This is a genomic window from Mesorhizobium sp. M8A.F.Ca.ET.057.01.1.1 (assembly GCF_003952565.1).
Lineage (GTDB): Bacteria > Pseudomonadota > Alphaproteobacteria > Rhizobiales > Rhizobiaceae > Mesorhizobium.
This window is the reverse complement of sequence record NZ_CP034454.1, coordinates 3,380,807-3,404,140: the sequence shown is the minus strand read 5'-3', so window position 1 is coordinate 3,404,140 and position 23,334 is coordinate 3,380,807. Positions and strand designations below refer to the sequence as shown.

The window sequence follows — 23,334 nt, the reverse complement described above, 5'->3', positions numbered from 1 at the left end:
GGTTCCTCGATTGTGAACTTCGGTCACGTCGCGGGGTACGGTGCAGGAAAGCAGCCATTCTGCGTGCAGCCATCGTAATGCGCTTTGTGGGCGTGCCAAGGCGTGATGGCCGATCCCGATCGGGCTCTATTCGAAAGAGTAGGTAAATCCTGTCGACGAGGCACCGACGATGACTTTCGTCATCTTCTTGCCCTCCAGCGAGCGATTGAGCACGCCGCGGCTGAGTTCCGGCAGGAGCGTGTTGGTGAGGATTGCGTCGATCATGCGCCCGCCGGATTCGATCTCGGTGCAGCGCGCCTTGACCATGTCCATGACACCGTCGCCGATCACCAGCTCGGCATCGTTTGTTGCTTTGAGGCGCCGCGCTATCTTGTCGAACTGGTGTCTGGTGATCGCCTCTATCATCGCGTCCGAGAGCGGATAGTAAGGGATTGTCACCACGCGGCCGAGGAAAGCGGCCGGAAACACTTTCAGCAGTGGACCGCGCAAGGCGGTGTCTAGATCGTCCATGCCGGTGCGCAAGGTGCCGTTCTTCGTGCGGTCCATGATAACCTGGGAGCCGACATTCGAGGTGAGCAGGATCAGCGTATTCTTGAAGTCGATCCGACGGCCTTCGCTGTCGTCCATCATGCCCTTGTCGAAGACCTGGAAGAAGATCTCGTGCACGTCCGGATGCGCCTTCTCGACCTCGTCGAGCAGGATTACCGCATAAGGCTTGCGCCGCACGGCCTCGGTCAGGATGCCGCCCTTGCCATAGCCGACATAACCGGGCGGCGCGCCCTTCAGCGTCGAGACCGTGTGAGCCTCCTGGAATTCGGACATGTTGATCGAAATCAGGTTCTGCTCCCCGCCATACAGCGTTTCGGCAAGCGCCAGGGCTGTCTCGGTCTTGCCGACGCCGGAGGGTCCGCAAAGCAGGAACACGCCGACCGGTTTCTCCGGCGCGCCGAGACCGGCGCGGCTGGTCTGCACACGTCTCGCGATCATCTCCATCGCATGGTCCTGACCGACAACGCGCTCAGACAAAGTGGCGGCGAGCTTGAGCGCCTTCTCGGTCTGGCTGGACAGCATCCGTCCCGTCGGGATGCCGGTCCAGTCCTGGACGACGGCAGCCACGGCATTGCGATCGACCGACGGCAGGATCAGCGGGGTCTCGCCCTGAGCCTCGGCAAGTTCCGCCATCAATTCGCGCAGTCGTGCCAGATCAGCAGTGGAATCAGTGGCGGCAACAGGCTCATGTGTAGCAGCGGCCTCCATCTTTGCCGCCTTTGTTTTCGTGGACTCGGTCTTCGAGCCCTTGGGTTCGGCCGTCTCGGGTTTCGGCGTTTTGGCCTCAGGTGCCTTGCTTTCATGCGCCGTGGCAGCTGGCGCATCGACGGCCTCACCCGGAGCGTCTTCCCCGCCCTCCATCGTGTCGAGTGGCACGCCCTCGCCTCGGAGTTTGGCGCGCAGGTCGAGTATCTCGGCGACAAGCGCCTTTTCCCGATCCCAGCGCGCTTGCGCTGCCGCAAGCGTGGTCTCGGTTTCCGCCAACCCGGCCTCCACGCGAGCCTGTCTGTCGGCCACTTCGATGCCGATCGCTGCCTCGCGGCCGATGATGCCTTCCTCGACCTCGAGCGCCTGGCGGCGGCGCAGAATGTCCTCGATCTCCGCCGGCGTAGCATGTTGCGAGACCGCAACGCGGGCGCAGGCGGTGTCGAGGAGGCTGACCGCCTTGTCCGGCAGCTGCCTGGCCGGAATGTAGCGGTGCGAAAGCGAAACCGAGGCCTCGATGGCCTCGTCAAGGATCTGCACCTTGTGATGCTGCTCAAGAACACCGGCGACACCGCGTAACATCAGCACGGCCACCGTTTCGGAAGGCTCTTCGATCTTGACTACCTGGAACCGACGGGTCAGCGCCGGATCCTTCTCGATATGCTGCTTGTATTCGGCCCAGGTTGTGGCGGCGATGGTGCGAAGCTCGCCGCGCGCGAGCGCGGGCTTGAGGAGATTGGCCGCATCGCCGGTTCCCGCCGCGCCGCCGGCGCCGATCAGCGTGTGCGCCTCGTCGATGAAGAGGATGATCGGCGTCTCTGAGGACTGGACCTCGTCGATGACGGCCTTCAGCCGCTTTTCGAACTCGCCCTTGACGCTGGCGCCCGCCTGCATCAGCCCGACATCGAGCATGCGTACGCTGACATTCTGAAGCGTCGGCGGCACGTCGCCCTGGGCGATGCGCAAGGCAAAGCCCTCGACGACCGCCGTTTTGCCGACACCCGCCTCGCCGGTCAGGATCGGGTTGTTCTGCCGGCGCCGCATCAGGATGTCGACGATCTGGCGGATTTCAGGGTCGCGGCCGACGACCGGATCGATCTTGCCGTCGCGGGCACGCTGGGTCAGGTCGGTGGCGTATTTGGCGAGCGCTGAATCCCCACCCGGGCCGCGTTTCATGGGTGTTTCGGCCGCAGCTACAGCAGGAGGTGAGCCGGCTTCGAGCGAGCCCTCAGTGACCTCGGCGAAGCGGGCAATGACCCCGTCCGCATCGATCTTGTCGAATTCGGCGCTGATTTTCGAAACCAGCCCTTCCAGCACCGGTATCTTCAGGCAGGCGAGAAGAATGTGCGCGCTGCGCACCTCGTCGACACCGAATTCCAGTGTGGCCAAGCTCCAGCCTTCCTGTATGGCATGGAAGATGTGATCGGAAAATTCCTCCACCGAGGTCGCGCCGTAGGGCAGCTTGTCAATTGCGCGGGTCATATCCGCCGCCAGCCGGCTGACATCCAGCCCGACATCGGCAACGATCAACTGCACATCCGAGCGCTCGGACAGCACCAGTTGCTGGACGAAATGGACGAGCTCGACATAGGGGTTGCCGCGCAGCTTGGCCGTGTCCGCGGCGGCCTTGAAGGCGCGCACCCCCGTGGGATTGAGCTTTGCAACGAGTTCCTTGCGCTTGAAACTCTGCGACGATCGGCGCTGTTCCATTTGAACCTGCCCCCGAGATCTGCTGAACGTACCCTGCCATAGAAGCGGCTGCTTGACAAAGCCGTGTGACGAACGAGGCCTTCCGGCTCGGTTCAGGCGGCACCTCGTGGTTACACAAGCCTTGCAAACTCCTGCAACAAACCCGGATTGCGGTCTGACCCACGCGAGCCATTTTACTTACCCGGCCCGCCAACCGCGCAATGGGTTGGTCGAAAGATTACTGGAGCATTCAGCTTCTGTTAGTTTTTGAGGAAGTGCTCAATTGTCGTGGCATGGGACCGATGATAACGTTGCGTCACATGGGTCACAGGGCCCTTTGCTGGGGGTAGGTGTGATTGATCTCGCACTCTGGCTGAATCCTCTGAACGGTGCGAACCCGTCGGGAGAGGATTTACGCAACGACCCGGCCTTTCAAGAGCTGGAGCGACTCACGGAAGCCCAGCTCAAGGTCGTCCACGACGGTGGCAACAAGGCTTCGCAATCAACCAGCTCAGTCGACTGGGCGGCCGTCCTCGAAAAATCAGAAGAACTGCGGTCGCGCGGCCGGGATTTGCGCCTTCTGGTCATCGTCACGCGCGCGCTGGCCAATGAAGAGAAACTCGCCGGCCTCACCCAGGGGCTAACCCTGATCGCAAGAACTTTCGACCAGTATTGGGATACGATGCATCCGGCTTTGCGGACGAGTGCCACGCCCCGCGACGCAGCGCTACGACGCATCAATGCGCTGCTCGACCTCCAGAACGGCAAGGAAGGCCTGCTGGCGAACATCAGGCAGACCGTCTTCTTCTCACCGCGCGCCATCGGGCCGATCAGCGGGCGAGACCTGGAACAGGCAGCGCTCGACGAGCGCGTCATGCTCCAGGAAGCTGCCTCTGGGCTGGGGACCGCCGAAAAGGCGGCGCTGACGGCCGCTCACAACCAGTTGCTGAACCGGGTGCGCACAGGATGCGCGGCACAGATCGATCAGGCCGCGGACGCTGTCACGACACTTTTGGCCGATGCGCACGCAGCGATTTCGGCGCTGGAGGCAGTGGATACCGCGCTTAATGCCCGCATCGACGGCAACGGCGCGGCCGTTCCGGATCTGAAGAAGTTCCTGCAGCGCTTGCTGACGACGCTGGAGCGGAATTCCGGCACCGGCGCAATGGCCAACGGTGCGGCAAACCCTGCACCGCAGCCGGCTCAACCGGCACCGACGCCCACCCAAAACGGTCATGGAGCCGAGACGATGGCAAGTGTGGCAAGCCGTGTGGAAGCCAGCGCCGGCCTGCCTGACCGGATCAACTCGCGCGACGAGGTCGTCAAATGCCTCGATCTCGTGGTCGCCTTCTATGACCGCACCGAACCGTCGAGCCCAATCCCGCATCTCGCCCGGCGCGTGCGCAGGATGGTGCACATGGATTTCGTCGAACTGATGGAAGATCTCGCCCCGTCGGGGCTGAAGGAATTCCGGCTGCTTGCCGGCGTCCCCGATCCCAAGAAGCCGGCCCAGAAGGATGAAAGGTAACAAGCATGCCAGCAGAGAGCAAAGCCAAGGTCATCGAAAGAAACCGCGCCCCGCGCGTGCAGATCGCCTACGACGTCGAAACCTACGGCAGCCCCACGACGATCGAGTTGCCGTTCGTCATGGCTGTCATGGCCGACCTTTCCGGCGCCTCGCAGACCAAGGAGGCGTCGAAGTCGGTTCTGGACCGCAATTTCGTCGAAACCGACGCCAATCGCTTCCCCAAATTCATGGAAGCGATGGGACCACGCGTGAAGGCGCGCGTGAAGAACACGTTGCCCCAAGCCGAAGGCGCCGAGCGGGACGAGGAATTGGCGATCGATCTCACCTTTTCCAAGATGGGCGATTTCGCCCCGGACAAGGTCGCCGAGCAGGTGCCGCAACTGGCCGAGATCCTCAAGATGCGGCGTCAACTCGAGGAACTGCTGGGCTTCATGGATGGCCGGGTCGACGCCGAAAAGCGCATCGCGCAGCTTCTGAACAACGAGCCGCTGCTTAGCAAGATCGCCAGCCAGGCGATTTCTGACGGCAAGGGCGAGGAGTAAGTCATGGCCGAACAGCAAAAGACCGCAGCCGCTCCCGCCGAGGCCGAAGCCATCGATCTTGGCGAATTCAGCGGCCTCCTTGAAAAGGATTTCAAGGTCAAGAAGGACGACAGCGAGAAACTGCAGCAGTTGGTGCGCAACCTGGCGCTGGCCGCTCAGTCCCGTTCCGAAACGACGACCATCTCGTCCAACGCGATCAAGTCGATCAAGTCGCTGATCGCGGGCATCGACAAGATGCTGACGACGCAGGTCAACGAGATCCTGCATGCCCCGGAAGTGCGGGAGATGGAAGGCACCTGGCGAGGCCTTTGGTACCTCATCAACAACACCGAGACGGACACCAAGCTGAAGATCCGGGTGATGAACATCTCCAAGGAGCAGTTGGCCGACACGCTGGAAGACTACGAAGGCCAGATGTGGGACCAGAGCCCGATCTTCAAGAAAGTCTACACGGACGAGTATTCGATGCTGGGCGGCGAGCCGATCGGCTGCATCATCGGCGCCTACGAGTTCTCCAACCATCCGCGCGACGTCGGCCTGCTGCGCAACATCTCGGGTGTCTGTGCCTCGGCGCACACGCCATTCATCGCGGCCGCCTCGCCGCGGCTGTTCCGCATGGACAGTTGGCAGGAACTGCCGAACCCGCAAGACCTGCAGATGATCGTGAACAACCCGGCCTATGCCTCCTGGCAGTCGCTGCGCGAGAGCGAGGATGCCCGCTACATCGGGCTCACCATGCCACGCGTGCTGGCACGCCTGCCCTACGGCTCGGAAACCGTTCCGGTCAAGGGCTTCACCTTCGAGGAAGAAGTGGGCGGCGACCACAACAAATATGTCTGGATGAACGCCGCCTTCCCGATGGGCGTCAACATCAATCGCAGCCACAAGCTCTATGGCTGGGGAACGCAGATCCGCGGCGTCGAGAATGGCGGCACGGTGCTCAACCTGCCGGTGCACGCTTTCCCGACGGACGACGGTTCGATCGCAATGAAATGCCCGACCGAGGTCGCCATCGACGACCGGCGCGAGGCGGAACTGGCGAAGCTCGGCCTGATGCCGATCTTGCACCGCAAGAACACCGATCTCGCAGCCTTCATCGGCGCGCACTCGCTCCAGGATGACGAGACGCGCGCCGGGCGCCTCGTCGACCCCGACGCCCAGTCAAACGAAAGGCTGAGCGCCAACCTGCCCTACCTCTTCCCGGTGTCGCGTTTCGCGCATTACCTCAAGGCGATCGCCCGCGACAAGATCGGATCGTTCAAGGAACGCACCGATATGGAGATCTGGTTGACCGAATGGATCAACCGGTACGTGCTGGCCAATCCAGCCTTCGCCGACGACAAGGCGCGGGCCAAGCGTCCGCTTGCCGCGGCCGAGGTTCAGGTCGACAGCGTCGAAGGCCGGCCCGGTTACTACAATGCCCGTTTCTATCTGCGTCCGCACTACCAGTTGGAAGGGATCAACGCCTCCCTCCGGCTGGTATCGGAACTGCCGTCAGTGAAGGGCTGAAGTCGCAGCGAGATCATCCTGTTTCGTTTGAAAGCGGTGGAGAAAGACAATGCCTACCACAGAGAGAAGCGAGGCTCCTTCAATGAAGATCGATGGATTTTTGAAAGTTCCGGACATCAAGGGCCCGAGCAAGCGCGACGGCCATGAGGACGAGATCGAAGTGCATGGCGTCGATTACAAGATGATAGCGCCCTACGACCCGAATTCGCTTTCGCGACGCGGCCGTGTGTCGATGGGAATGATCAAATTCATCAAGCACTACGATAAGTCGTCGCCTTATCTGAAAAAGGCGCTGTTCGAGAACAAGGCGCTCGACGAGGTGGTGTTCTCGGCACGCCGCACCATTGACGGCGAGACCAGCGACTATCTGGTTGTGACGCTCACCGACGCCTCGGTCATGGAGTACGATATGCGGCAGGCCGCCGACGAGGCCGATCTTATCGAGGAAGAAGTCAGCTTCGCCTACAAGAAGATCAAGTTCGTCTACGACAAGGACGACGAGATCGAAATGGACGTCTATGTGGGCAAGTGAGGCCAAGCGGCCTGGCGCGAAGCCGCAGCTTGCCGGCAGTTCGCGGGCAAAGCGCGAGGCGGTCCAGCCCTCGCTCTGGGACCGCCTTGTCAACGACTTGCCGGGGCTGGCATCGGAGATCGACGGGCTGCGCCGTCTGCTGGATGAAGAACTCGGCGCCGAGCGCGTCGAGGCTCTCCTTACAGGCAGCGCGCGCGCCATCGATGCCGACGCCGAACTCACGCCCGAGCAGAAACGGCGCCTGCACCTGCTGTTATTCCAGACCGAGCATCGCGCCGAAATCGAAAGCCGCGGCGTGGTGGTTTCGGCACGCGTGTTGAGAGAAGCCGTGCGGCGCGACATCGAGGCCCTGTTCAACACCGAGCGCTTCGAATCCGAACCGATGCTTTCCGATACCGAACACGAACAGCCCCTGGACGAACTGCCGTCGCTCTCCGACTTTCCGGAGGTGCGCCGCAGCGTGGTCAATTATGGTGTGCCGTCCTTTTCCGGGCGATCTTCGCGGGATTTCGACCGCGATGCGCTGGCGCGCGAAATCCGCGCGGTGCTTGCCACCTTCGAGCCACGCCTGAAAGAGAGCGCCACGACCGTCAACGTCACGCTCGGCGACAAAAGCGTCGGCCTCAAGATCGAGATCGACGCGGTGCTGATCATGGCCCCTACACCGGAGCGTATGCGGCTGCGCACCACGATCAATCTCGACAACGGCCTGGCACGAACCGAATTCCGGGAGACCTGAGATGGATCGGGTCTTCGTGGAGTATTACGAAGAAGAACTGACCCATATCCGGGCCTTGGCCGCGGAATTCGCCGACATGCATCCTGCTGTCGCTCGTAATCTTTCCCTCGACACGGTCCCATGTCCCGACCCTTATGTGGAACGTCTGCTCGACGGCGTGGCCTTCCTGGCCGCGCGCACCCGTCTCAAGGTCGACGCGGAGCGCTCGCGCTTCTCGCGCGCCGTGCTCGATGTGCTTTACCCGGATCTGGTGACGCCGGCGCCGGCGACGGCGATGGCTGTGCTGAAACCCGGCCAGCAGGTGCAGTCGATGATTGCCGGCCACGCCGTCGCGCGCGGCACACGACTGGTCTCCAGCCTCAATCCAGGGCTTTCGACACGTTCGACCTTCACCTCCGCGCAGGAGGTCACGCTGTGGCCGATCGCGATCGCCTCGGTCAGCTATTTCCAGGATCGCAGCGCGCTCGCCGCCGCCGGAATCGCGCCGATCGGCGACGCGCGCGGCGAGGCGGCGTTTCGCGTCACCCTTGCCCGGACGGGAAAAGGCAAGCTCAGCGAACTGTCGCTCGACCGTCTCGACCTCTATTTCGCCGGGCGTGCCAGGGCACCATTGCTTTTCGATGCGATCTTCGGCGCCTGCTCGGCTCTCGGCGCGCGGGCGGAAGGCAAGACCAATCCGCTAACGGCGCTGCCCGAGCCCGAAATGATCGGCATCCGCGACGACGAAGCGCTGATGCCGCGCACCCGTCCGACCTTCGAGGGATACCGGCTGCTGCGCGAATATTTCATGATCCCGGAGCGCTTCCATTATGTACGGGTCGCCGGCCTCCAGCCCGTGGTCCGCACGTGCGATGCGGGGATCGAGATCATCTTCGTGTTCCGGCGTCCGGTACCCGAACTCGCCGATGTGACGGTTGCCGATTTCGAGCTGTTCGTGACGCCGGTCATCAATCTGTTCGAACGCGAATGCAACGTCATCGAGATCGATCCGCGCAAAACGCGCCAGGTGCTGCACGCCGACCGCACCCGGGCGCGGGATTTCGAGATCTTCCGGGTCACCCGGGTCGAGGACGCCGATGCGGAGAGCGGCGAGGCGACGATTCCCGAATTGTTCAGCCTGGGGCAGAATCGCGGCAGCGGCTGGGTCTATTCGACCGAGCGACGCCCGCGCCGAGCCACCGAAGATGAGCGGCGCGAAGGTCTGACCCGCACCTCCTACACGGGCGACGACGTCTTTATCGCCGTCTCGCGGCCGGCAGGAAGCGTGCCAAACCGGCCGCTGAAGCGTCTCGACATCTCGGCGCTGTGTACCAATCGCGACCTGCCTATCCTGGACGACACGCCGACGCTTACGCTGGAAACGGCCGATCCGGTCGAAGCGGTGCGCTTGCTTGGAGCGCTGCGGGCGCCACAGGCGGCCATCCCGGCATCCCTCCCGGCCAGCGCGGCGGGCGAATCCCGCGCCGACAATCTCGCCTGGCGACTGGTGGCGCAACTCTCTCTCAACTTCCTCAGCCTTGCCCAGGAAGGCCGTGGCGTGGATCCGCTGCATGCCTTGCTTGACCTCTATGCCGATCGGGGCGATCCCAGCCTTGCCCGCAACGTGCATTCGATCGTGCGCATCGATTCACGCCCGGTGATCGAGCGGCTCCAGATCGACGGGCCAATGTGTTTCGGACGCGGCACCGAAGTGACACTGCATGTCGACCAGTCCGTGCTGGCGGGTCAAAGTTCGCTGCTGCTTTCGGCTCTGCTTTCGCGGCTGTTCGCCCGCCATGCAGGGATAAACGGATTTGTGCGGACCCGTACCCGGTTGCTGCAGAAGCAGGAGGACGTGCCATGGCCGATGACGCCCGGCAATCGCTACCTGATCTAGCGGGGCCCGCAACGGTCGCGGCCGAACCGTTGCTGGAGAGCTTCGACTTTTTCGAACTGCTGCGGCGCCTGGAGCAGCGCCGTGGATTGTTCGGCCATTCCGGAACGGCCGACTGCGAGCCGGCGAGACTTGGCCAGCATGTGCGCCTGAGCTTCTCGGCCCGCGACGTCGTCAAGCACCAGGACGCCGGTGAGAAGGCCCCGCCCGTGTGACCGTCGCCAATCTCGGGCTGCTTGGACCGGAAGGACCGATGCCATTGCATCTGACACGCTGGGTGCTCGACCGGCTGTCCCAGCGCTGGTTCACCGGGGCCGACGCCGCGCAGACCAGCGACACGACCTTCGTCGATTTCGTCAACATCCTGCAGCACCGCATGATGGCCCTTTACTATCGCGCCTGGGCTGACGCGCATCCGGCGGTGCAGGTCGAGCGGTCCGTCGGCGGGCGTGTTCGCGCCATGCTGGAGGCAATGTCGGGGATCGGCCTCCCCGGCACCCAGGATCCCGAACTTGACACTGTGCGACTGCGACAGGCTGGATCGCTCGCCAGCCAGGTCGACGGCGTGGAGCGGCTGACGCTGTTTCTCGCCACCGCCTTCAAGGTGCCGGTGCAGGTCAAAGAATTCGTTGCTGCTTGGACCACCATACCGACGGCACTGCAGACGCGTCTCGGCAAGGCCCATGCCGGGCTCGGACGCGGCGCGACGATCGGGCCGCGGGTCTTCAGCCGCCAAAGCAGGATCGAACTGCGCGTCGGTCCGCTGAGCCTAGACGCCTTCAGGTCGTTCCTGCCCGGCGAACGGCGTCTTGGCCTGTTCAAGAAGGCGGTACGCGATATGATCGGCGAGACGCTCGACGTCGATTTGCGCATCGTGCTCGCGCGCAAAGCCGTGCCGCCGCCACGGGTCGGGACTGTCCAGCTTGGCCGGACGACGTGGCTGGCGCGTCCCGCCGAAAAGGGTGACGCCGACGATCTCAGGTTGCACACCATCGTCGGCTGGCGGCCGGAAATGGCGGAGGCAGCCGTATGAGCCTGCTGCTGACGTTGGAACAAGGCCCGCGCTCGCAACTAGTCAGGCAGAGCCGGCTGGAGGAGGGCGAATTGGTAGTCGGGCGCAGCGCCGACGCCGGCTGGCAGATCGACGACCCGGACATGTTCGTCTCGCGCGCGCATTGCAAGATCAGCGGCGACCGGAATGGCTATTTCATTACCGACACGTCCAGCAGCGGATTGTTCGTCGATGACTCCGACAGCCCCTGGGACCTGGCAGGTCGATGCGGCTGCAGAGCGGCATGCGGCTGCGCATGGGCGACTATGTGTTCTATGTCGAGGTTCAACCCAAAGCGAACCGGACGTCAGTAGGCCCGGTTCCGGTCGCGAGCCAACCCGCACCTGCGTGGTCATCGCCGGGAGCGCGAACGCCTGCCAGCGACGACTTCTTCTCGGCCAAGGTCGAGGAAGAACCACGCCCGCCACGCCCGGCGGACCTGCCGAACCCGTTCGAGCAGCATGTTCCGGGGGCTTATGATCGCGCATCGAGCCAAGGCAGTTCGTCTGCCTTTGACGACCCGTTCAGCCTCGACCCGGTGGCGACGTCGCAATCCGGTGATGTCGCTGCTCGAGGTCAGCCAGATCCGTTCGGGTTCGGCGAAATGCCTTCGCGCAACGATGCGTCAGGGCATGCGGCAAAGCCGGCCAGCTTCGATGACGATTTCAGCTTTGGGCCGGCGGCGACCCCGCCTCTCGCCAACGGAGCCGACCCGGCAGGACGTGTGCAGCATCAGGCTGAAAAGCCGCGCGCCGGGCATCCCTGGGATGTGCCGTTGCAGGCAGCCGAGCCACCGCCGCCGCGACGCGCCGCTCCAACGCCTGGGCCGGCACGCCCGGCGCAGCCCGCATCCAGCGATATGGCGCTTCGTGCCGCGTTCTTGCGCGGGATGGGCGTCGAGGAGGCCGATTTTCCCGGCCGCAATTCGATCGCCGAAATGGAAAAATTCGGGCGTGAATACCGGCTGATGCTGGATGGCTTGATGCAACTGCTGCGCAAGCGCGCCGAGGAGAAGGGAAGCGCGCGCGTCGCCCAGACGGTGGTCGGCGCTTCCGAGGTCAACCCGCTTAAATTCCTGCCGACGGCCGACGATGTCATCGTCACCATCATCTCGGAACGCAGTCCGGGCTTTCTCTCCGGCGAGGCGGCGATCGACGATGCGGTAAAGGACCTTGCACAGCATCACGTACGTGCTTGGCGCGGCGTTCAGGCCGCGCTTCGGCGCATGATCGACCGTTTCGATCCGGCCGTGATCGAGGAAGAGCTCAAATCAAATTCCGCCATCGGCAACCTGCTGTCCGGCGGACGTAATGCCAAGCTGTGGGAGCTCTACCAGAAACGCCATCGCGACATCGCCCAGAGCGCGGAATCGAGTTTCCTCGGCGAGATCGGCGCAGACTTCAGGGACGCATATGAAGAGGAGGAGTAGGACATGATCGACAGACGCGAATTCGTCGTTGCCCTCGGCGCTACGGGGCTGCTTGCGGCTTGCCAGAGCGGCCCGCCGAAACCATCGGTTATCTCGGTCAACGTGACCGGGGGTGCCGGCATGAATCCAGGACCGGGCGGCGGCGACAGGCCGGTGACGGTCCTGGTGATGCGGCTTGCCAGCACCGGCAAGTTCAACTCGGCCGACTATTTCGCGCTGCAGGGCGACGCGAGCTCGGCGCTCGGTGCCGACCTCATCGGCTCCGACACGATCTCGGTCGCGCCAGGCAAGACGGCGGCCAAGACCATCACGGTCGAGCCGAACGCCACGGCACTCGGCTTCGTGGCGCTGATCCGCGAGCCAGGCGGACGCAACTGGCGCACGACCAAGTCGGTATCGCCAGGGTCGAAATTCACCATCAATGTCAGCCTCGGCAAGGGCGGTATTTCCGCCTAGCGACAGGGGCCGCGGATGGTTGTGTGCAGAAAGTAGTGGCATGAGCGATGCAAACAGGGTGCTGTGGTCGGAGGGCCTGTTTCTCAGGACCCAGCACTTCCAGCAGCAGGATCGGTTCTTCGAGGGCATGGTGCGCGGCGCATTGCAGGCCGGCCAGCTCCATACTTTCGGCTTCCAGCAACTGACCCTCGACCAGTCGCTGCTCGATGCCGGCCAGGTCTCCATCGTGTCCGCCCGGGGCATTTTCCCGGACGGCACGCCTTTCTCCATCCCGGAACTGATGGATGCGCCCAAGCCGCTGCCGGTCACGGCGGACACCGGCGCCGGGCCGGTGCTGGTCGCATTGCCGCTTGAGCCACCCGGTGGGGTCGGATTCGATCCGGCGCATGCGGCATCGACGGGCGCGCGCTACCACGGCAAGATCGTTTCGGTGCGCGACGCCGTCCAGAGCGGCGCCGATCCGGAAGAGATCGAGATCGCCCGGCCGCAAGCCGCCCTGCTTGCGCCCGGCAAGTCGGTCGGCGGTTATACCGCCTTGCCGATCGCCGACATAAAAGGTGTGCGCGCCGACGGCGGCATCTCGCTCGATGAGACGTTCCTGCCGCCGACGCTGATCACCGGCGCAATCCACTGGTACCGGCAATTGCTGCAGGAGGTCGTCACCGGCCTCGACCAGATCGCCGAAGCGCATGGCAAGATGGTGATGGGTGGTGCCGGTCGCAGCGTCGAAGACCTTTTGATGCTGCACCTCGCCAATGCCGCTCGCCCGCGGCTTGCCCATATGCTCGCGCAGGATGTCTTTCATCCGGCCGAACTCTATCTCGAACTGGCCGGACTGGCCGGCGAGATGGCAACCTACGGCTCGAGCTCGCGGCGGCTCGGCGAATTGCCGGCCTACGATCACATGGCGCCCGGCCCCGCCTATATGGCGCTGGCCGACGCCCTGCGCTCGCTCATTCTCAGCCTGCGCTACATCGAGCCGAAATCGCGAGCGCTGCCGGTTATGCGGCACGCGACCAATGTCTGGAAAGTGCGCATCGACAACCCGAAGCTCTTGGTCGCCAGCCGCATCGTCATCCGCGTCGGATCGGAACTGTCGGAAGACGCGCTGCGCAAGATCTTCGTCAACCAGGCGACCGTCGGCGCCGCTGACCAGTTCGAAGGTCTTTGGAAGTCCCGCCTGCCAGGCATTCCGCTGAAACCGCTTCATTCGCAGCCACGCGAGATTCCCTACGATGGCGACCGGCTGTGCCTGGAGCTTGACCAGAAGAGCGAGCATTGGGCCTCGTTGCTCGACGCCCCCGGCTTCGTCATCGGCGTTTCCGGTGTCCTGCCGAGCGAGCCGCAGGTCGACTGCTACTCAGTGAACAGGTGACGCCATGAGCCGGGATGATCCTTTCGGACTGTCGGAGGATCGCGAACGCACACGGATCAGGCTGGCGGGGGCTGCGCCACGGCCGATGGCGCCGCGGGCACTGGGCGTCCCGGTCAAAATGGCGCGCGCCCATCCCAACACGCTCATCAATATCTTCGCGCCATTGCTTGAATTCGCGCCGGAGCTCGAAAGCGCGCTGGCGCCGGAGAACCCGGAAGCGATGCGCACGCGCCTGCTCGACGAGTTGGTTCAGGCGCGCGACGCCGCGATGGTAGCGGGCTCCTCGCTGGAGCGCGCCGACCAGGCGGCCTGGGCCGTGGCGGCGTTGCTCGACGACCTCGCGTTGAACACGCCTTGGGGCGGCGCCAGCGCCTGGCCACGCCAGCCGCTGGTGGTCATGCTGCGTGGCGACGTCGATGCCGGCACCCAGTTTTTCACCCGCCTTGACGAGCTGGAGCGTCACCCGAACCGCGACCGCGAGATGCTGGAGCTTCAGTATTATTGCCTGGCGCTCGGCTTCCGCGGCCAATATCGCGTGCCTGGCCGTGCCGGCGACCGGTCGCTCAACGCGGTGCGCGTCGCTGCGGCGCGCTTGCTGCGTAACGCCGACGCCGAAGACGCCCCGCTGTCGCCGCACTGGAAGGGCGTGGTCGCTTCCGACGAGCCGCAGCGCTTCATCGTCCCGATCTGGGTGATGGCACTTGCCGCAATTGCCGCCGCCGCCGCCGCTTACATCGGTCTGTCGATGAGCTTGAGCAGCCAGGCGGTTGAACTCTCCGCACTCGTGCGCACCCTGCCGCCGGCTTCACGCGGCGACGTTACCCGCGCCGCCCCCAAGCAGGACGCGCCCGAACCTGAACCGCCACAGTCGGTCGATTTCGCGCTGTTGCCCGCGTTCAAGGCCGAAGCGCCGGCCAGCCTCAAGGGCGCGCTCAGCGGCACCGAGAGCGTCTCGCTAGCCAAGCTAATCATCCAGTCTTCCAACCCCGAGCTGTTCCAGTCCTCGCGGCCGACGCTGTCCCAAGGCTATGAGCCGCTGATCGCCGCCATCGCCAAGGTCATCCTGGACAACAAGGAGCTGATCGGAAACATCACGATCATCGGCCATACCGACAATGTGCGACTGCAACGGTCCAACCCACTCGCGAGCAACCAGCGGCTCTCGGAGGCGCGCGCCCAAACCATAGCGGACCTCCTGGTTCAGGCTGGCGTGCCACAAGAGCACATCCATTCCGAAGGCCGCGCCGACACCGATCCGGTGGCCGACAACGCGACGCGCGAGGGCCGCGCGCTCAACCGGCGCGTCGAGGTCCTGGTCGAGAAGAGGCTCTGAGATGTTCATCCTGCGCCTCTTTTGGGCTGTCATCACCTCGCGTTTCCTGTGGACGCTGCTCGGCATTGCGCTGCTTTCGCTGTTGATTTGGGTGTTCGGCCCGATCGTAAAGGTCGGGCCTTACGCGCCATTCGAATCCGACAATGTGCGCATCGCAATGATCGCGGGGCTGATCATCCTGTGGCTGATCTGGCTGATCCTCGCGCAGCGGCGAGCCATCCGCGCCAACCGCATGTTTGTCGCCGAGATCGCGGCACCGGTGGCGGAAAAGCAGCTCACACCCGGCGAGGAGAGCGTTGCAGCCGTTGGCGCCAAGTTCGGCGAGGTGATGGCCGAGCTCAAGCGCCGCAAGCTCGGCGGCAGAAAATTCCTGCGCGAGATGCCCTGGTATGTGATCGTCGGGCCGCCGGCCACCGGCAAGACCACGGCATTGCGGCAGTCAGGCCTCAATTTTCCAATTGATCTCACCGATGATTTGCAAGGCGTCGGCGGCACGCGCAATTGCGACTGGTTCTTCTCCGAAAACGCGGTGCTGATCGACACTGCTGGCCGCTACGTTCAGCAGGAGAGCCAGCCGGACGTCGACGCGGCTGAATGGCTGGGCTTCCTTGACCTTTTAAAAAAACACCGCGGCCGCCGCGCGCTCAACGGGGTCATTGTCGCGCTGTCGATCGATGCGCTCTCGGAGGGCGACGAAGCGATCAAGGCGCATGGGCGCAAAATCCGTCGCCGGCTGGCGGAGCTGAACGATCGGCTGGAGATCCGTCTGCCTGTCTACCTGATGCTAACCAAGGCAGACCTGATCAAAGGCTTCGAAACCTTCTTCGGCGGCTTGTCGACGACGGCGCGCGAGCAGGTGTGGGGGACGACTTTCCCGCTCGACGCCCGTGTCGACGCCGGGACAATCCAGGCGGAACTTGCCGGGCTTGCCACCGAGCTGGAGCGGCGGCTGGTACCGCGCCTGGAAGATGAAGACAAGCTCGGCTCACGCGCTGAGATCTTCCGCTTTCCGGCGCAGCTAGCGAGCCTTGGCGAGCCGATCAGGACACTGATCGAGGCGATGTTCGGCGAAAGTCGCTACGAGGAGGCAGCCTGGCTGCGCGGCCTTTACCTGACATCGGCGACACAGGAAGGCGCTCCCATCGACCGGCTGACCGCGGCGCTGTCGTCGTCCTTCGGCCTGCCACCGCGCCGCGCCATGCCGGCGGCGCGTGTCGAGAAGCGCAGCTTCTTCCTCAGGAACCTTCTCACCGAGGTGATCTTCAAGGAGGCCGGCCTCGGCACATTCGATCCGCTGGCGCAGCGTCGCCGCGCCTGGATCTGGCGCGGAGCGGCCGCCGCTTGCGCACTCGCGGCTTTGCTGGCCGGCGGACTGTTCACCTGGTCCTACCTCGACAACCGCAATGCGATCACCGAACAGGCCGGCCAGTTCGAAGCCCTGCAAGGGCCGCTCACCCAAGTCGCCGCCACGACGGCCGCGGTCGAGCAACCGACCATGGATGGCGCGCTGGCGGCGATGGACGCGGTGGCGACCGCCCGGACGGCGCCGCCAGATGCCGTCCATAACCTGCTGGGCCCGACCGCCTCGGCGGAGCTGGTGCGGGCACAGACCGATACCTACGACCATGCGCTGGGCAATGTGCTCGAGCCGCATATGGTCGCCCTGCTCGAGGCCACGATGTGGCGGCAGATCCGCGACCCGGATTTCATGCTCGGCGCGCTGAAGACCTACCGGATGATGACAGGCCTGTCGCAGATGGACACCGAGTTCGTCCAGAACTGGTGGGTGAACAGCCTGCCGCAATTCGCGCCGGCTCCCCCCTTCCCCACGGCCGACGCCGAAGAGCACCAGCTCGCAGCCATCCGCCGCATGGCCATCGACGACAGCTACATCGCTCCGGACAAGGCGCTGGTCGCGGAGGCGCTGAAGACTGTATGCACGATCTCACTGCCGGAGCGCGCCTACAAGCAGCTCCTGGCTGACCCGGAGGTGGCGGCCGTCAAGGAATGGGTGCCGGCCAATTTCGCCGGGCCGAACGGCGCCAAAGTGTTCGCGCGCCGCTCCGACAAGACGTTGCGCGTCGGTGTTCCTGGCCCCTATACCTATGCCGGCTTCCACGACGCGATCCTCGATCGGGTCGAGGATGTAGCGGGACAGGCGGCGCTCGATCGCGCGGTGTTTGCCGGTGGCTGCGCGGAGAATTCGGAGACATCGGTTTCAGCACTCTCGCAGGACATCTTGAAGCTCTACTATGACGACTATATCGCGCAGTGGGACTCTTTCCTGCGTGACATGCGGCTTGCCCCGCTTACCGATCTCAACATCGCCAGTGAGAACCTCAAGGATCTTTCAAGCGCCGACTCCGCGCTGAAGCGCCTGTTGATGGCAGTGGTGCAGGAGACCGACCTCACCCGCTCCGACGATGCGCCAGCAGGCGACAAAGGCGGCGCTGCCGCCAGCACGGGCTCGAAGCTGCTCAGCAAACTCGGCAAGCTGGGCAAGGTCGTGACCACAGGCGCGAAGCTCCTGCCGCGCGCCGGCTCCGCCAGCCAGGTGGACATGACCGGCAGCCTCGTTGCCGAGCATTTCAAGCCCCTCAAAGGCACCATCGCCCAGGTCGACGGCCAGCCGCCAGCGCTCGACGCGGCGATAGTGGCGCTGACGGCGCTGTCGAATGTGCTGCAGACGGTCACCGCCAATCCGAACCCGCAGGATGCGATCAAGAAACAGGGCGGCCTTGCCGAACTGACAGGCGCGGTCGCCAGGCAGGCGCAGATCCTGCCCTCGCCGATCAACGACTGGCTGGGCGGTATCGCCGGCGACACCAGCGGCCTGTCGCAGAAGGCCGTGACCAACGAGCTCAACGCCATCTGGCGGGCCGACATACTCCCCTTCTGCCAGGCGGCGCTCAACAACCGCTATCCATTCAGCGCCGACAGCGCGGTCGACGTCAATGTGCGCGACTTTCAGCGTCTGTTCGGACCCACTGGCATGATCGATGCGTTCATCAACGACCATCTTATCAACTATGTCGACACCGCCAGCGAGCCATGGAAATGGCGGGCCGATTTCGGCCTCGACCCGGCGGCGCTCGCAGCGTTCGAGCAGGCCAGGCATATCCGCGACGACCTGTTTCCGGGCGGCACCGGCCCGGTGATGAACTTCACTCTGGAACCCAAGGACCTCGCGCCCGGCGCGGCGCGGGTCACGCTCAACCTCGATGGCCAGAACCTCGTCTACTACAACAATGCCACCAGGCCGCAGCCGATGACATGGCCCGGTAAGGACGGAACCGGCGTGATCTCGCTCGCCTTCCAGCCGGTCGACGGCTCGCCCGAAGTGATGCTCAACGAGACCGGCAGTTGGGCCTGGCTTAGAATGCTGCGCGGCGGCCACTTCGCCGCGACCAAGCTCACCGACGTCTACAGCCTGCGGCTCGGCACCAAGGGGATGTGGGCCGACTTCGAACTCAAGGCCGCCAGCGTCGAGAACCCCTACACACTCGAAATGTTCAAGAAGTTCACATGTCCGCCGCAGATATGAACACCGGCTTTTTCGGCAAGATTCCGGCGAGCGGAGATTTCGTCGCCGCGAACTTGCCGCGGACCTTCATCGACCGCTGGGACAGGTGGATGTCGATGGAGTTGCGCCAGAGGCCCGATGAGGGGGAATTGGATTCGCGTGTCTGGCGCTTTGTTGTCCGGGCCGGGATTTTTGGTGGCCAGCCCTGCGCCGGTGTCTGGCGGATGAGCGAGGACCGCGTTGGCCGCCGCTATCCCTTCGCAATCATCGGGATTGGGTCTACGCCGACGCCTGACGATGCATGGTTCGACGGCGTTGCGTCAATCGCTGATGCAGCGGTCGAATTGCAGAGGACGCAGTCCTGGATCGCCGAAAGCTTGGCCCACCTCGCCGCGCCCAGCGACAGCCATGGCGATCCGAACCGGATTGGCTTCTGGGTCGACGACTGGTCGGTGCATGAGTTCGCGTTCTCGGATATTCACGACCTGGCGGCCAACGCCCTGCCGAAAATGCGCGCCCCGCGCCCTGAGACGGAACATCTCTGATGGGCAGCACCGTCTTCGCAGAAGGCATGGGCTTCTTCCATAAGGGAAGCGGCGGCAAGGGCGTGGCGCCAGGAGATGTGTGCCTGAGCCCGCCTTCCCCGCCGGCAGGCCCGGTCCCGGTTCCATATGTCAACATGCTGTCTTCCAGCGATCTCACCAAAGGCAGCACGAGCGTGAAGATCGAAGGCAATCCGACCGCGCTCGAAAGCTCGTCGGAGGTTGCGACCAGCACCGGCAACGAGCCAGCCACCCAAGGCCTCGGCGCAGGGGTCGTAACGCACAAGATCAAGGGCAAGGGGGTGTTCAAGCTCTGGTCGTTCGTCGTCAAGGTGGAGGGCAAGGGTGTCTGCCGTCATGGCGACACCATGGAGCAGAACGCCGCAAGTCCACTCCCGAACACCATCGATACCGCCGCCTTGGTCAACTTCCGCAACTCCCTTCTGGTTAAAGAGAAGAAGAAATGCACGACCGATTATTGCTACGACGATCATTACACCCAACCAACAGGCCCACAAAAGGCCAAAGTCCAGAACCGGCCATGCTGGGAGTGCAAACGAAACCTTGACAGGTTGATGAAACGCACGACCGGCAAGAACAAGACCGCGATCAAGCGGATGCAGGCCAAGGTCAACCGGCAAATTGCGGGTAAGGAAGCCCCTCTTATCGCCGATCACCAGCCGACGCAGAAGGCAGCGTGGTACGCGGGCGGATGCAACATAGAGGTCGTCCCACAAGGCTTCAAGGATGCGATGAAAGCGCTTTATGTCAGGCCGCATTGCTCCAGCCATAGCAACAGCCAGCCTGGCCGGCAGTCGAAGGTGGACAACAAGGCGGTCACGGCCTTCATGAAGGCTCGGGGGATCTAGGCGATGAGCGCAGCGGGTTTTGCCGGTCTCGACGCTGACTATACGGCGATAATCGATGCATGGACCGCCGAGCTCCACGCCGTCATGCCCGCGATCGAGGCATGGTGGGGCGCACTGCAGCAACGCCTGAATGCCTCCGGTGAGAACGTAGCCAATCTGCATTGGCCCGCCGGGCTGGTGGCCCATCCACGGGTTCTGGCGATCTACCGCAAGCACTACTTCAAGGTTCACGGCCTGAACCTTAAACGGTACGCTCAGCAAACTGAGGATGACGACGAGGACGATGAATCGAACTGGGGCGAGGATGGCGACGAACACAGCGCCAGTGGCCCCGTGCCGCCCAATCTGCTGCTGGTCGAAATGATGTCCGAATACGACACAGAACTATTCAAGCACTTCAAGTACTTCGTCTATGTCCCGATTGGCGAGGATCCATCTCTCGAAATATGCTGAGGCTAAAGGAAGATGGCAATTCGTATAGCCCATAGTGTCGAACTCGGCCTGAGCCGACTTCTCAATGCACCCGGGGACGTTGTCGGTCCCGATCATGGAATCCGCCTTTCGCGCCGCGAGGCCTCTGCCGCATATAGGCCCCTATTCAAGGCCTACCTCGCTGACTTGGCGGAGACGTTCGACGTGGCCTCCGAAATCTGGGAAGCTGGCCTCGACGAACTGGTCGATGGCGGCCTGACCGTCAATCAGGCGATCACGGCCCAGTTGGATGACGCAGCGGCCGGCCCGGCGAATCATCCGGCGGTCGTATGGCTCGTGCGGGAATACTGGCTGCGATGCGTTGCGGTGGGAGAAACATTGCCCGCGGCCGACCGCATAGCGCCCGAGGTGTTCCTGCTGCAATGGGTCGCCGATGAAGGCCACAAGGAATATTTAGAACTACTGACAGCCATGCCCTACTGGCCTATCGGGCTTGATGAAAACGACCGGTGGTGCTGAGCGATGGCCTTCGATGTCTGGCTGGAAAACAGGACCCCCTTCGCCACCGCGACCCACGTCCAATTGAATGCCGACGGCCAAGAGACGCTGGTTGTGATGTTGTCGGCAAGTTTCGCGGCAACTGGTGAGGGAAAGGAATTCCAGCCAGCGACCGAACAGATGCCTGTGACCTTTGGCGATGAGCCTTTTGGCAATCCGTCCCTTTCATCGATCCGTTACGAAGCGGATATCGCTCCCATCAAGCCTGGCGCCGAGGTGATCGTGAATGGCGCCGCGCACGCGCCGAATGGCAAGCCGGTACGAGAGATGCAGGTCGGCCTGCGTGTAGGCAGCTCTATCCGCAAGGTCCTGCAGGTGGTCGGGGACCGGATCTACGACTCCGGCCGCTACAGCGCGCCAGCACCGTTCCGGACCATGCCGATTGTCTATGAGCGCGCCTATGGCGGCACTTTGGAAGACTTGCGCACGGACCAGCGCAACCCAGTCGGCGTGGGGTTTCATAACGCCCGGTCTGCAGATCCTGCGGTCAGAACCGAGGCGCCCAACGTCATGTATCCGGGCGAGGCACAGGCCCGACCTGGGGAATCCCTGAGGCCAGCGGGATTTGGGACGATTGGCCGGGGCTGGCAACCGCGGCTGGCTTTCGCCGGAACCTATGACAAGGCTTGGCTCGAAACCCAATGGCCGCTCGCTCCTAAAGACTTCGACACGCGGCATTATATGTGCGCCCCAGCCGACCAGCAGTTGGCGGGCATCGGTGACGGCGAGAATATCACGGTGATCGGCATGACGGCTTCGGGCAGGTGGGATTTCCGCGTGCCGCGCATTACCGCCCCGCTGCGGCTCATTTATGACGATCGTGTAGAGGAAAACGCGTTCAAGCCTGACACCGTGCTCATCGAGCCTGACCTCAAACGCGTGACCCTCAAGGCTCGCCTGGCAGTGGTGATCCGGCGCAATGTGCCGGCGCTGCGGGAAATCGCCTTCGGCCACATTTCTCCCGTTTGGATCAATGCGCGCCGCAAACGAAAACTCTATCTCAATCTTCTAGGCGGCGACGGAACCCTGCGCGATCGCCCGGCGTGGCAGCCGTGAAGCGCCCGCTCTATATCTCGGTCGGTGGCGCGGTCACGCCTGCTGGATTGAACGCGCGACAGACCACCTCAGCCATTCGCGCAAACCTGTCAGCATTTCAGGAAGTGCCTCTTTCAGAGCCGTTTCCCGCTACACAGATCGTGGCGCGCATTCCAGCCAAGGCTGGCCTGCGACGCAACGAGGGGATATGGCTCGCCAGCATGGGTGCCCGCGCTCTCAAGGAGGCGATGCTTGGAGACAAGGCAACGCCGGACCAGACCGCTGTCCTGCTCGCGTTGCCGGAGAGTTTTCGCGACCATCCGGCGTATGAAAATGTCGACCGGGAGCGCCTTTTGGATGTCATTTTCGAGCGATGCGGCCTTCGCTTCAATGCCGGCTCGCGCGCATTTGACGGCGGTGCCGCAGCCAGCGCCGGACTGCTCGACTATGCCGGCGACATGCTTGAATCCGGGACCGTCGCGCAGGTGCTACTCGGCGGTGTGGACAGCCTCGTTAACGGGACCGACGTTGCGCGCTTGATGCGAGCCAATCGCCTGAAATCCGAAAACAATGCTCAAGGGGCAGTCCCTGGTGAGGGCGCTGCCTTCGTGCGCCTGACGCGGGCGCCGGGGAGCGGCCCGGCTGCCATGATTTGCGGGGTGGGCCTGGCGCAAGAGATTGACAGCGTTCTTTCAGAACGCCAGAGTCAGGGCCATGCGATGGTGGCTTCGCTGCTTGCTGCCTTCAGCAGATCCGGGCTCAAGGAATCCGATATCGAGTTCCTCGTCAGCAATGGAAACGGGGAACGGTACAGCGGGCTCGAACAACTAGTCGGTCGCGCGCGCTTTTACCGCACGCACCGCGAGATATTCCCGACAGCCTACCCGGCGATGACGGTCGGCGACATTGGAGCCGCTAGCGCGGCACTTGTTCTGATGCTGGCGGCCGATAGTTTCATAAGCGGTTACGCGCCGGGCCGCGTCGCGGCCTGCGAGCTCGCGTCCGAGGGTGGCAACCGGTCGGCGATCGCGCTTACCAGCGTCCGCCAACGCTGAACAGAAGGGA

Annotated in this window: 17 protein-coding genes and 2 pseudogenes; 18 read left to right on the top strand and 1 reads right to left on the bottom strand. The window is 63.7% G+C overall.

The window, feature by feature from the left end:
- Nucleotides 1-126 precede the first annotated feature (126 nt).
- Entirely contained in the window at nt 127-2,964 is a 2,838-nt protein-coding gene (tssH, locus tag EJ077_RS15870) for a type VI secretion system ATPase TssH (protein WP_208695192.1), read from the bottom strand.
- Nucleotides 2,965-3,295: 331 nt separating this feature from the next.
- Between tssH and tssA the strand changes: the two genes are divergently transcribed.
- The 18 genes and pseudogenes from tssA (at nt 3,296) to EJ077_RS15780 (ending at nt 23,324) form a co-directional block, all read left to right on the top strand.
- Entirely contained in the window at nt 3,296-4,471 is a 1,176-nt protein-coding gene (gene tssA / locus EJ077_RS15865) for a type VI secretion system protein TssA (protein ID WP_135864888.1), read from the top strand.
- A 5-nt stretch (nt 4,472-4,476) separates the two neighbouring features.
- Nucleotides 4,477-5,013, top strand: coding sequence for a type VI secretion system contractile sheath small subunit (gene tssB / locus EJ077_RS15860; RefSeq protein ID WP_010910843.1), 537 nt, complete (start codon nt 4,477-4,479; stop codon nt 5,011-5,013).
- Nucleotides 5,014-5,016: 3 nt separating this feature from the next.
- Nucleotides 5,017-6,522: a type VI secretion system contractile sheath large subunit gene (tssC, locus tag EJ077_RS15855; RefSeq protein ID WP_135864770.1), complete on the top strand. Its 1,506-nt coding sequence runs from the start codon at nt 5,017-5,019 to the stop codon at nt 6,520-6,522.
- Nucleotides 6,523-6,604: 82 nt separating this feature from the next.
- A complete protein-coding gene (locus EJ077_RS15850) occupies nt 6,605-7,054 on the top strand; it encodes an Hcp family type VI secretion system effector (protein ID WP_027047140.1) in 450 nt (149 codons plus the stop codon).
- Nucleotides 7,041-7,793, top strand: a complete 753-nt coding sequence (gene tssE, locus EJ077_RS15845; protein WP_208695191.1) for a type VI secretion system baseplate subunit TssE — start codon at nt 7,041-7,043, stop codon at nt 7,791-7,793. The genes EJ077_RS15850 and tssE overlap by 14 nt, the downstream gene beginning before the upstream one ends.
- A 1-nt stretch (nt 7,794) precedes the next feature.
- Nucleotides 7,795-9,669 carry a type VI secretion system baseplate subunit TssF gene (gene tssF / locus EJ077_RS15840; RefSeq protein WP_208695190.1) on the top strand — a complete coding sequence of 625 codons (1,875 nt, stop codon included), beginning with the start codon at nt 7,795-7,797 and terminating at the stop codon, nt 9,667-9,669.
- A pseudogene (gene tssG, locus EJ077_RS15835) lies at nt 9,633-10,699 on the top strand (type VI secretion system baseplate subunit TssG). The gene tssF and the pseudogene tssG overlap by 37 nt, the downstream one beginning before the upstream one ends.
- Nucleotides 10,696-12,146 (top strand): annotated as a pseudogene (gene tagH, locus EJ077_RS15830) (type VI secretion system-associated FHA domain protein TagH). Before tssG ends, tagH begins: the two co-directional pseudogenes overlap by 4 nt.
- Before the next feature lie 3 nt (nt 12,147-12,149).
- Nucleotides 12,150-12,602, top strand: coding sequence for a type VI secretion system lipoprotein TssJ (gene tssJ / locus EJ077_RS15825; RefSeq protein WP_135864760.1), 453 nt, complete (start codon nt 12,150-12,152; stop codon nt 12,600-12,602).
- A gap of 40 nt (nt 12,603-12,642) precedes the next feature.
- On the top strand, nt 12,643-13,977 hold the full coding sequence (gene tssK / locus EJ077_RS15820) for a type VI secretion system baseplate subunit TssK (protein ID WP_208695189.1): 1,335 nt from the start codon (nt 12,643-12,645) through the stop codon (nt 13,975-13,977).
- A gap of 4 nt (nt 13,978-13,981) precedes the next feature.
- Entirely contained in the window at nt 13,982-15,310 is a 1,329-nt protein-coding gene (gene tssL, locus EJ077_RS15815; protein ID WP_208695188.1) for a type VI secretion system protein TssL, long form, read from the top strand.
- A 1-nt stretch (nt 15,311) separates the two neighbouring features.
- Nucleotides 15,312-18,854: a type VI secretion system membrane subunit TssM gene (gene tssM / locus EJ077_RS15810; protein WP_208695187.1), complete on the top strand. Its 3,543-nt coding sequence runs from the start codon at nt 15,312-15,314 to the stop codon at nt 18,852-18,854.
- A complete protein-coding gene (gene tagF / locus EJ077_RS15805) occupies nt 18,851-19,378 on the top strand; it encodes a type VI secretion system-associated protein TagF (protein WP_208695186.1) in 528 nt (175 codons plus the stop codon). Before tssM ends, tagF begins: the two co-directional genes overlap by 4 nt.
- Nucleotides 19,378-20,244: a DUF4150 domain-containing protein gene (locus EJ077_RS15800; protein ID WP_135864750.1), complete on the top strand. Its 867-nt coding sequence runs from the start codon at nt 19,378-19,380 to the stop codon at nt 20,242-20,244. The genes tagF and EJ077_RS15800 overlap by 1 nt, the downstream gene beginning before the upstream one ends.
- 3 nt (nt 20,245-20,247) lie before the next feature.
- Complete coding sequence (locus EJ077_RS15795; RefSeq protein WP_135864748.1) at nt 20,248-20,697, top strand: hypothetical protein; 450 nt, start codon at nt 20,248-20,250, stop codon at nt 20,695-20,697.
- A 183-nt stretch (nt 20,698-20,880) separates the two neighbouring features.
- Complete coding sequence (locus tag EJ077_RS15790; RefSeq protein ID WP_208695185.1) at nt 20,881-21,195, top strand: hypothetical protein; 315 nt, start codon at nt 20,881-20,883, stop codon at nt 21,193-21,195.
- Nucleotides 21,196-21,198: 3 nt separating this feature from the next.
- Nucleotides 21,199-22,290, top strand: coding sequence for a DUF2169 family type VI secretion system accessory protein (locus EJ077_RS15785; protein ID WP_208695184.1), 1,092 nt, complete (start codon nt 21,199-21,201; stop codon nt 22,288-22,290).
- Nucleotides 22,287-23,324: a hypothetical protein gene (locus tag EJ077_RS15780; protein ID WP_208695183.1), complete on the top strand. Its 1,038-nt coding sequence runs from the start codon at nt 22,287-22,289 to the stop codon at nt 23,322-23,324. Before EJ077_RS15785 ends, EJ077_RS15780 begins: the two co-directional genes overlap by 4 nt.
- Nucleotides 23,325-23,334: the final 10 nt, after the last annotated feature.

Excerpts from the sequence above, each read along its gene's own strand:
- EJ077_RS15850 (WP_027047140.1), top strand. The coding sequence starts at position 6,605 with ATGAAGATCGATGGATTTTTGAAAGTTCCGGACATCAAGGGCCCGAGC.
- tssF (WP_208695190.1), top strand. The coding sequence starts at position 7,795 with ATGGATCGGGTCTTCGTGGAGTATTACGAAGAAGAACTGACCCATATC.
- tagF (WP_208695186.1), top strand. The coding sequence starts at position 18,851 with ATGAACACCGGCTTTTTCGGCAAGATTCCGGCGAGCGGAGATTTCGTC.
- EJ077_RS15795 (WP_135864748.1), top strand. The coding sequence starts at position 20,248 with ATGAGCGCAGCGGGTTTTGCCGGTCTCGACGCTGACTATACGGCGATA.
- tssM (WP_208695187.1), top strand. The coding sequence starts at position 15,312 with ATGTTCATCCTGCGCCTCTTTTGGGCTGTCATCACCTCGCGTTTCCTG.
- tssH (WP_208695192.1), bottom strand. The coding sequence starts at position 2,964 with ATGGAACAGCGCCGATCGTCGCAGAGTTTCAAGCGCAAGGAACTCGTT.
- tssC (WP_135864770.1), top strand. The coding sequence starts at position 5,017 with ATGGCCGAACAGCAAAAGACCGCAGCCGCTCCCGCCGAGGCCGAAGCC.
- EJ077_RS15785 (WP_208695184.1), top strand. The coding sequence starts at position 21,199 with ATGGCCTTCGATGTCTGGCTGGAAAACAGGACCCCCTTCGCCACCGCG.
- tssJ (WP_135864760.1), top strand. The coding sequence starts at position 12,150 with ATGATCGACAGACGCGAATTCGTCGTTGCCCTCGGCGCTACGGGGCTG.
- tssL (WP_208695188.1), top strand. The coding sequence starts at position 13,982 with ATGAGCCGGGATGATCCTTTCGGACTGTCGGAGGATCGCGAACGCACA.
- tssE (WP_208695191.1), top strand. The coding sequence starts at position 7,041 with ATGTGGGCAAGTGAGGCCAAGCGGCCTGGCGCGAAGCCGCAGCTTGCC.
- EJ077_RS15800 (WP_135864750.1), top strand. The coding sequence starts at position 19,378 with ATGGGCAGCACCGTCTTCGCAGAAGGCATGGGCTTCTTCCATAAGGGA.
- tssB (WP_010910843.1), top strand. The coding sequence starts at position 4,477 with ATGCCAGCAGAGAGCAAAGCCAAGGTCATCGAAAGAAACCGCGCCCCG.
- tssK (WP_208695189.1), top strand. The coding sequence starts at position 12,643 with ATGAGCGATGCAAACAGGGTGCTGTGGTCGGAGGGCCTGTTTCTCAGG.